This window comes from Belnapia arida (assembly GCF_016773205.1).
GTDB lineage: Bacteria > Pseudomonadota > Alphaproteobacteria > Acetobacterales > Acetobacteraceae > Belnapia > Belnapia arida.
Map to the genome: position 1 here is coordinate 18,577 of NZ_JAETWB010000045.1, position 8,599 is coordinate 27,175.

11 protein-coding genes are annotated in these 8,599 nt (G+C 62.3%); 5 read left to right on the forward strand and 6 right to left on the reverse strand.

Going from position 1 to position 8,599, the window contains the following annotated elements:
• Positions 1 to 40: 40 nt before the first annotated feature.
• Genes JMJ56_RS29140 through JMJ56_RS29150 form a run of 3 tightly spaced genes read left to right on the forward strand, consistent with a single transcriptional unit; the run spans position 41 to position 1,381 of the window.
• Positions 41 to 427 carry a hypothetical protein gene (locus JMJ56_RS29140; RefSeq protein WP_202835258.1) on the forward strand — a complete coding sequence of 129 codons (387 nt, stop codon included), beginning with the start codon at positions 41 to 43 and terminating at the stop codon, positions 425 to 427.
• Positions 428 to 460: 33 nt separating this feature from the next.
• Positions 461 to 1,111 (forward strand): hydrolase, encoded by a 651-nt coding sequence (locus JMJ56_RS29145; RefSeq protein WP_202835259.1) that lies wholly within the window; start codon positions 461 to 463, stop codon positions 1,109 to 1,111.
• Positions 1,112 to 1,144: 33 nt separating this feature from the next.
• The gene (locus tag JMJ56_RS29150) at positions 1,145 to 1,381 is read left to right on the forward strand and encodes a hypothetical protein (protein WP_202835260.1); all 237 of its coding nucleotides are present in this window, start codon (positions 1,145 to 1,147) and stop codon (positions 1,379 to 1,381) included.
• Positions 1,382 to 1,484: 103 nt separating this feature from the next.
• On the opposite strand, the gene JMJ56_RS29155 is transcribed toward JMJ56_RS29150, so the two are convergent.
• The 3 genes from JMJ56_RS29155 to JMJ56_RS29165 all read right to left on the reverse strand — a co-directional run bounded on the left by JMJ56_RS29155 (position 1,485) and on the right by JMJ56_RS29165 (position 3,880).
• Positions 1,485 to 1,847: a hypothetical protein gene (locus JMJ56_RS29155; protein WP_202835261.1), complete on the reverse strand. Its 363-nt coding sequence runs from the start codon at positions 1,845 to 1,847 to the stop codon at positions 1,485 to 1,487.
• A 28-nt stretch (positions 1,848 to 1,875) separates the two neighbouring features.
• Complete coding sequence (locus JMJ56_RS29160; protein WP_202835262.1) at positions 1,876 to 2,622, reverse strand: response regulator transcription factor; 747 nt, start codon at positions 2,620 to 2,622, stop codon at positions 1,876 to 1,878.
• Positions 2,623 to 2,722: 100 nt separating this feature from the next.
• Complete coding sequence (locus tag JMJ56_RS29165) at positions 2,723 to 3,880, reverse strand: carbohydrate-binding domain-containing protein (RefSeq protein WP_202835263.1); 1,158 nt, start codon at positions 3,878 to 3,880, stop codon at positions 2,723 to 2,725.
• Positions 3,881 to 4,884: 1,004 nt separating this feature from the next.
• On the opposite strand from JMJ56_RS29165, the gene JMJ56_RS29170 reads away from it, so the two are divergent.
• Positions 4,885 to 5,226: a hypothetical protein gene (locus tag JMJ56_RS29170; RefSeq protein ID WP_202835264.1), complete on the forward strand. Its 342-nt coding sequence runs from the start codon at positions 4,885 to 4,887 to the stop codon at positions 5,224 to 5,226.
• A gap of 37 nt (positions 5,227 to 5,263) precedes the next feature.
• On the opposite strand, the gene JMJ56_RS29175 is transcribed toward JMJ56_RS29170, so the two are convergent.
• The 3 genes from JMJ56_RS29175 to JMJ56_RS34390 all read right to left on the reverse strand — a co-directional run bounded on the left by JMJ56_RS29175 (position 5,264) and on the right by JMJ56_RS34390 (position 6,415).
• Positions 5,264 to 5,560: a hypothetical protein gene (locus JMJ56_RS29175; RefSeq protein ID WP_202835265.1), complete on the reverse strand. Its 297-nt coding sequence runs from the start codon at positions 5,558 to 5,560 to the stop codon at positions 5,264 to 5,266.
• Between the two features lie 107 nt (positions 5,561 to 5,667).
• Entirely contained in the window at positions 5,668 to 6,120 is a 453-nt protein-coding gene (locus tag JMJ56_RS34385; RefSeq protein WP_236038792.1) for a Crp/Fnr family transcriptional regulator, read from the reverse strand.
• 10 nt (positions 6,121 to 6,130) lie between these two features.
• The gene (locus JMJ56_RS34390; RefSeq protein WP_236038794.1) at positions 6,131 to 6,415 is read right to left on the reverse strand and encodes a Crp/Fnr family transcriptional regulator; all 285 of its coding nucleotides are present in this window, start codon (positions 6,413 to 6,415) and stop codon (positions 6,131 to 6,133) included.
• A 751-nt stretch (positions 6,416 to 7,166) separates the two neighbouring features.
• On the opposite strand from JMJ56_RS34390, the gene JMJ56_RS29185 reads away from it, so the two are divergent.
• Positions 7,167 to 8,015, forward strand: coding sequence for a substrate-binding domain-containing protein (locus JMJ56_RS29185; protein ID WP_202835266.1), 849 nt, complete (start codon positions 7,167 to 7,169; stop codon positions 8,013 to 8,015).
• The last annotated feature ends 584 nt before the right edge of the window (positions 8,016 to 8,599 follow it).

The following is an 8,599-nucleotide window of genomic DNA, read 5'->3' on the forward strand; positions in this document are numbered from 1 at the left end:
CCTATGTCCCTGCACGTTCGACCCAAACGAGACCATCGCTATGGCCAACCGATTCGGAGCCTCCATCAACTATGACCGCCTGATGCGAGCCAATCTCGCCCACGTATTCAACGAGCGGGACGCCGGAAAGCGCATATGGGCGATCAGCGAGCTCTATGTGGAAGGCGCAGTGCTCTATGAACCGCCGGACACGGCGGCGGAGGGTCACGCTGCAATCTCCGAAGCAGTGACCCGGCTGCTCACCAGCCTGCCGCCGAGCTTCGCCTTCACCGCGACCGGACCGGCCCTCGGCCACCATGGCATCGGCCGTCTGCGCTGGCAGGCCGGGCCGCTTGACGGTCCAGCGGCCGTCATCGGTATGGATATCGCCCGCTTCCAAGAAGGGCGCATCCACTCTCTCTACGTCTTCATCGAGCCCACTGCCTGAGTATTCCTCGGCAATCACCAAAAGGAGTTTCGCATGCCAAAGACCGGTCTTAATGCTTTGCTGCGTCCTGAAGACAGCGTTCTCGTGCTGATCGATCATCAGCCGTACCAACTCGCCAACCTCAACAGCCACGAACCACAGATGGCAGTCAACAATGCGACGGGCTTGGCGAAGGCTGCGAAGGCATTCAGCGTCCCGACCATCTTGACGAGTGTGCTCGCTGAGCGCGGCGGCCTCATCTTCTCCCAGATCACCGATGTGTTCCCGGATCAGAAGGTGATCGACCGAACGTTCATCAACACTTGGGAGGATCCAAAGGTAGTCGATGTCGTAAAGGCAACAGGTCGCAAGCAGCTGATCATGGCCGGCCTGTGGACCGAGGTTTGCGTCGTTATGCCAGCGATCCAGGCGCTTGGCGAAGGTTGGGACGTGACGGTGATCACCGACGCGTCGGGTGGTACTTCGGTGGAGGCCCACGAGGTTGCGATTCAGCGCATGATCGCAGCGGGGGCGAACGTGATGACCTGGCTTGCTTTGGCAGCCGAGTGGCAGCGCGATTGGGCGCGGATGGAGACGGCGGGCGCAGTCACGGAGGTGATGAAGGAGCATGCCGCCGGCAGCGGCATCGCCTTTATGTGGGAGCAGCAGTTGCTCAACACGCCGATACCGAATGCAGCAGCTTGAGCCAGGCGGGGATGACGAAGGAGGTGACAGCGAATGCAGAACCCTTCCTTCAGCAACAGTGGCCTTACCGGTCCCGGCGAGGCATGGCAGATCGCTGTGGAGCCCTGGTGGCCGATTAGGCCCGAGAGCCAGCAGGTCAGCACCCTCGCCTGGATCTGGGCGGATGGTGAGATGCAGGAGGTCAGAACGATCGTGGTCCTGACCGAGGAGCAGATACGCAACTGGTCAGAGATCGACCTACCGTTAATGCTCCCAGGCGGAACCTGCTGAAGGTGTCGCCTTTCAGCGGAGCCTTCGGGATCTGAACGGCGCATGCCCAAGCTCGGCATGGCTCCCCACCGGGGAAGCCATGCCGCAGGCCGAGGTTGCTGCGTCAGGTCGCCTGCTGCACATTGGTGAGCAGGCTGGCCGCCGACGCTGCCGCAAATGCCCGGAGATCCTGGAGCACTGAACGAAGCAGCCTTGCCTCAGCCACACACAGTCCAGCATCGGCATCCTCATCTGCGAGGCGGCTCACCAATACTTCCACCTTGCCGGTCAGGGCGGCCAGTGTACGGGACGGCGCCTCGGCCAAGCTGGCCACCACACCAAGGTCAGAACAGTCTGCTGCAGCCGGCTCGACGGAGATGCTGGCGTCCAAATCATCCCCTGTCCTTGCCGGTTGGGACAGCGACTGTCGGCGATGATGCGCCGCCCCCGCACGGCGCTGCACGGAAAAGGGCAAAATGTCAGCCATGGCCCGGGTCTCCTGATGTGGGGGCGGCTCAGATCTGCCGAAAAAGGGCGGCTTCGCCTGCTACGCCCGAAGCTGCAGCGACATTAAGCTTGTAGCAGCGGCCAGGTGCGGTCAGCAGCAGTTGCGGCTGGCTGGGGATGGCCTCGATTTTCTGGCGCAGACGATAGATATGCGTCTCCACCGTGTGAGTGTCGGCAGAGCTGCTATATCCCCACACCTCGTGCAGCAGCGTTTGGCGCGGCGCCGGCTTACCGCCAAGCCGATACAGGAACCTGAGGATGCTGTTCTCCTTATCGGTCAGCCGGACCTTGCGGTTGCGCGCCGGCTCCAGCAGGAGCTTTGCACCGGGCCGGAAGACATAGGATCCGATACTGAGGGTGGCGTGTTCGGAGCTGTCGAACAGCCGAACTTGAGCCCGCAGCCTTGCCAGCAATTCGGGACGGCGGAATGGCTTGACGATGTAGTCGTTCGCTCCGGCATCGAGGCCACGGATCACATCCGCTTCGGTATCGGCACCGGTCAGCATGATGATGGGCATGCGGTAGCCCTCGCGCCGCAGCTTGGCGCAGAGGTCACGGCCGTCGGCATCAGGTAAGCCCACATCGAGTAAGATGCCATCAAACTGGCAGTACCCGTTAGCTAGCGCAGCCTCGGCAGAGCCGGCGCTGTCCGCTTCGATAGCGCTGAACTCACCATCGAGGCAGATCTGCTCAGCCAAGGTGGCCCGCAAAGCAGCATCATCTTCGACAATCAGAATGCGATGCGACATGGACACGATTTTATCCTTGCATAACACAGACGACTTGCGGCGCTGAGAACGCAGTACCTTCGCGCATCAGCAAGGCGGATCGTGTGACCCACCCTGCAGCTTTGTCTCAGGCGAAGAGCATGTCGGAGTTGGCATGCGCCGTGTTGGATAGGTCAACCAAGCTGAAGGCGACCGACCCGTTGCTGTGCAGATCAGCAGTGCCCTTGGCGACAACGGCGCCATTGTAGGTGATGCCGTCCACATGCAGGTTGCGGTCAGCGGCGGCGCTGCTGCCATAGGCATCGTTGAGGAAATTGACGGTGACCATGTGGCTGCCTGAGGCCCAGTCACCTTTCACTGTGACGATGTCATCCTGGCCAGCGGCATGCGAGGCGCTGGCGGTCTGCGTACCGCCGATCTGCTTGCCGTCGACGCTGATCGTGTACTGCGCGTGGCCCTTGTACGCATCCTGGCTGACCTTCAGCACGAGCGTGTCGCTGCCGGACCCGAGGGTCGTCTTGACCGGGATTGGGTTGGTTGGTGCCGTGTTGCCGCCGCCCGTCGGCGCAGTGCCGCTCCATTGCGACATCACCACATTGTCGATATGCGTGGTGACCTTGCTCGGCGTCGAGCTGTCCGGCCCGCCACCCAGCCAGGCTTGGCTGTTGTTGGCGACATAGCCCATTGCGCCGAAGCCCATCGGGCCGTCCGGGATAAGGTCCGGATTGGTCCAGGAAGCGGTGACCTTGCCGTCCACCTCGACTTTGATGAGGTTCGGCAGCCAGGTCATCTTGTAGTGGTGGGTCTGGCTGGTATCGATGCCGCTGAGCTTGCTGCTGTAGACATCCTGGTTGTTGGCGCCAGCCCAATGCACCGTATGCAGGGCCGTGCCCTTCGGCGTCTCGAGGATGTCGATCTCGCCGTCGCGCGGCCAAACATCCGATTTCGGCCACATCAGGATGGCCACCTGAGTGCCCTGCGCGGTTTCGACGCGGGCGTCGAACTCGACGGTGCCGTATGTGATGGTGACGCCGGCCGCCTTGCTGTTGAAGCCGCCCGCACTCCAGCTGCCGTTGGCGTGGCGGGTCTCGCTGACCTGCATCTCGCCACTGGCAACCTTGACGTCGCTGGCGCTCCAGCGGAAGGCGCCGTTGCTGTAGACGCCGCCGTCATAGGCTGAGCCCCAGTTGGTATGTTTGAAACCGGCGCTGAAATCGTCGGCAAGTACGACCTTATACTGATTGCCGTTGGCGTCTGTGCTGATTGCGCCAGCGGTCGCAGCCATCGGCTGTCTCCAGGATTGTTGATCACAAACATGTGACCATCTTCGGGGGAGTGGGATGTACATTTCTCAACCATAAATTGCAATCACGGAAACGTGTGGTTGTACCGAATTTCTTATTACGAACTTAGAATGGGACGTTTGGACGTCACACCCACCTCTGAGATCCTCGGTTTCGTCTTGCTTGGACCTGATTTCTGGCAGATTGCCGCGAGGCCCATTCGAAAGCAGCTCTTGGGCAAGGCATGTGACAAGGCACGCGTGCACCGCCTATAGTTGTGACACCCGAACCTGATCTCGGACCTGACCAACATGGCAGGCGATCGCTGCTAGCCATTGAAGCGCAATGCTAGCGGCTCGAGCTGTGCGTGGTGGATGGAACAGGCGACACGGAATGCAGGCTGGCTGCACCTGCCGGCGTCCCACAAAGGCTCCCTGTCGCTCGCAAGCCCGCCTTAAGCCGCTGAAAACTGCGGACGTATTGCGATTGCGGCAAGCCCTGGATCACTTGCGGTAAGGGATACTTATCGCATGTGAGCCGGCGCTGCCGCAATCAGGCAACGGGCAAAGAGAAGGCCGCCCAACGGGAACAGGGCGGCCTTGTTCGGGACAGTAGATGAGTGGTCTACCAACGCCGCTCTGGTCGGGCGGGTTTGTGAGCGTTCCGCCATCAGGCTGCCTAAGGGACCGGAAAAGGCCCGTTCTCCTCCCCCGAGGGAGAACGGGCTAAGGTTGGATCCATAGAGATTGAGGTTGTAGGAACCTCACATCATACAACTTCAGTATAACTCATTGCGTTTGATGTAATCGTATTAGTCGCAAAAATGCCGAACCCGCTTACCATAGTTAACCACACAGCACTGCGGGGGCGGCGCCTGCAAATCCATCTCGCTCAACCTGCCAGGCGCTCGGGCCGGTGTGAGGGGCACCACCCACGGCGAAGACTGGTTCCGACGGCTTGTGAAATCGCTTCTGGTGGATGGCGCTGGAGGCACCATCCTGATCGCATGACGCCAACCAATGCCAGCCCACTGCTCCGCATCGCCGACCGGCTCGGCCAGGTGGCTACGGGCAGCGCCGAGGCTGACCAGACTATTCACGAGGCGACCGGCCAGGGTGGGCTGGTGTTGCCCTACACCACCGACAAGAACGCGGCGGCGCAGCTCATTCCGCCCGGCTTCGAGTGGCGGGAGAGCACCTATGCCAACGGCCAAGGCTACGCTTCATGCCGGCGGAGTGGGACGGGCGGAAAATGGCGGCACCCGCACCATGGGCAATGGTCTGCGACGGAGCCGCTGGCGATGTGTGGAGCGGCGTTGCGGGCTTGGGCGATGCTGGCGAAGGGATGAGCCTGGGCATGTCCTAAGGACATGCCCTACGCACCGCCTATTTCGATTCGTGTCGAATACCGAGGCACTCAGCACAGACGGCCGCGATGAGATGCTTTTGCTGGATAGACAGGCTGTTGAATTCCACCCGAAGGGCCATGAATCGCACGGTCTCGGCGCCCGACAGCTCGGCAAGTTTGCGACCGGCGACCAAGGCGTTGATCTCGGCACCTACCGCCTTCAACGGCGGGCCGAACCGGGTCCGCCCCTCGGCTAGTGCAGCATCTATCGCTGCATAGGCCGCCCGATCAACCACGCGCTGGCGGTGCCGGAGACAGAGCTTCTTGGCTGGCATGACCTCCTCCTGAGTTGGGCGCCTCACCTGTGAGCCCCCCGGAGCGCCACCGAGCCATGGGAGGCGCTGCGGTCTTGAGGAAAGCTGGCGGCGTCGGGTGGGCAAGTTCAGGGGCGGTAGGCGCTGCTCTGCCCCTCTGGCAAGCCGAACAGGTTGTCCTGGGCGCGGCGCACCACGCTGTAACACTCGCAAGCGACGGCCTCCAAGCCAGGCCGGTCGGTAATCATCATGTTACCGCCGCCATAGCGGATCAGCTCCGCCTTCTGCAGCGTCCCAGCCGCAACGGTGACCCCGGCACGGCGGACCCCGAGCATCATGGACAGGAACTCATGGGTCATCGGGAACCGGTCACCCTCGTTCCGGTCATGCGCCATCAGCAGCCATCGGGCGAGACGCTGCTCGATGTGATGGCGCCCATTGCAGGCTGCCGTCCGCGTTACCTGCTCATGGTGGAGCAGCACGTACCGCAGTAGCAGGGTGCGCAGGGCAGGAATGCGCTCCAGTGCCTGCCGGAAAGCGGCCGCATCCATGCGGAGGGCCGTGCCGGGAGCCTGCACCATGGCTTCGAGGTCAGTGCTGTCCCCACCGAGCAGAACCGGCAGCCCGGACCATGCCTTCACGGCCGACCAGGCCGACTTCGGCGGCGTCGCCATCCTCCAAATAGGCCAGCATGGACACCCAGCCGGTCTCGACGAAGTAGACGGAGCCGATGGTCTTGCCAGGCTCATGGAGGATTTGGCGGAGTTCGAGCTCAACCGGCTGGAACTGCTGCAGAAGCTTAGCAAGGTCGTCCGGCGGCAGGGCTGTGAGCAGGCGATTGCGCGGGGAGGAGGCGGGTACGACGGAGAGGGCCATGGAGGGCTCCTGCGACGGGGTGTCGGCGGGAGCGCTGGCCTCTCTGGGTCACCCGCGCCGGAGGTTCGCAGCGAATGATGGGTTCCATATGGGTCCGCACACCATGATGCGTTGGCGTCAAACCGTACGCATGCTGCAGTTAGATTGCCTCAACGCGGACCATGTACAGTTTCGTACACAGCAGGATTGCGCAGCTTAATCCCATCACTTGCGATATCAGGCTGCGGGCAAGGAAAAGGCCGCCCAGGGGAGCGGCTTTGAAGTGCATGGGTTGCCTTCATCTTGGAAGTGGCCCCCGAACACCACCTCGCAAGGCTGGTTGCGAGCGTTCCGCACCAGCAGCGGCGCTGCCCAAGTCGGCTTTGCGCGGTGTGGCGGGAGGGGGCCATCCGGCCCCGGCCTGTCCTACCGCGCCGCGGGGTTAGTGCATTCGCAGCAACAAGCCCCTTCCGGCTCCCGGGGGAGCTAGGTAGTTCATCAGCACCCAACTGGAAATGGCTTTGGGCCACTCACCGTCAGTGCCACTCGTGGTGCCATGCTTGGCCGTCCAAGCGGCGGCCGATGTGGGAGCGTGCTTCAGAGGCTCAGAAGCGTGACAGGCGCTTGACGGAGACGGCGGGATTGCGGGTCAGGGGGTAGGGGCCGAGGCCAGCACCGCGATTCCATGGACACAGCGATGAGGCGCGGGCCATCCCTCGCTGCCTCAATGGTTCATCTTTACGGATTCAGCCTTATTCGCTCATAAAGCTTCATGGCCATCCCCCGACGCACGCTCCCGGCACTTCTCGCCTCGCTCGCAGTCTCCTCCCGGCCGGCGCTTGCGCAATCGCAGCCTGCACCTTTCATCACTATCGCTTCCAGCACCTCGACCGAACAGTCTGGCGTGTTCGGCCATATCCTGCCGGCCTTCACCCAGTTCACCGACATCGCCGTGCACGTTGTGGCGTGTGGCACCGGCCAAGCCCTCGACATGGGCCGTCGAGGCGAAGTGGACGTAGTGTTCACACACGATCGGCCGTCGGAGGAGCGATTTGTAGCAGAAGGCTTTGCTGCCCCGTGCGGCCGCCGCCCGGTGATGTACAACGACTTTGTTCTAGCCGGTCCGATAACTGATCCGGCCAATATCCGCGGCCTGCATAACCCGGCAGAGGCGCTCCGCCGCATCGCTGCGGCGCGGGCGCCCTTTATCTCTCGCAGTGATCACTCTGGTACCCACACCAGAGAGCTGCGGCTTTGGCAGCTAGCAGGGCTGGATGCTAGCGGCGACCGCGGATCCTGGTACCGGACGATAGGCCAAAGCATGTTGCAGGCCCTCAACACCGCTGCAGCCCAGCAGGCTTACATTTTGACCGACCGCGGCACTTGGATCGTCTTCCATAAGGACTGCGGTCTGGATGTGTTGGTTGAGGGCGACCGGCACCTTTACAACCAGTACAGTGTGATGGTGGTAAACCCGGTCCGCTTTCCGCAGGTAAAGATGAAGGCTGGGCAGGCCTTTGTGGATTGGGTCACCGGCCCTTTCGGGCAGGCGGCTATTGCCTCACACAGGTTCCAGGGAGAACAGCTTTTCGTTCCCAATGCGAGCTCCCCTGATGCATGACTGTGCGGAGAATGGCTAGGCATCCGCTGCAGACATGGCCTCCCCCTGCCAGCCGATTACGCTGGCTAAGCGCCAAGAGCGGCAGGCCTTGCTTGGGCTCGGGAGAGGAGCTTACCACCGTTGCGGGGGTGGCTGGTGGCCGGCGGGTCGATCCGGAAACCATGTACGATATTCGCCTGGCGGTGGTCGATGCCCCGGCGGGATGCGGTAGTAGTCTCGAAGGCGGCTCCAACGCTCCCGGTAGCTCCGGTCCCGGCGGTCACTTCGGTAATCGCCACGGTAGCTGTCCCAGCGGTCGCTGCGGTAGTCGCCGCGACCATGCCCGCTTTCGTCCTTCCAAGAATCCGCCTGCCCAACGGTGGGGGAGACGAATGCTAATGCCAAGAGTCCTACAAGCAGTCTGAAGCGCGCCATCTGCTGTGCCTTTGCTTGCTCTGCCTCCAATCAGAACGTTGAAATAAGAGACTTGGGGCTGGCCACATGGCAAGTTGACGGCATCGCCTCTGCCTCACCTGATGGGGTGGATGCCCCCTGCTCCGCGGCATCGAGGTGCCATAGCGTGGTTGGTGCTGAGCCTGACCACG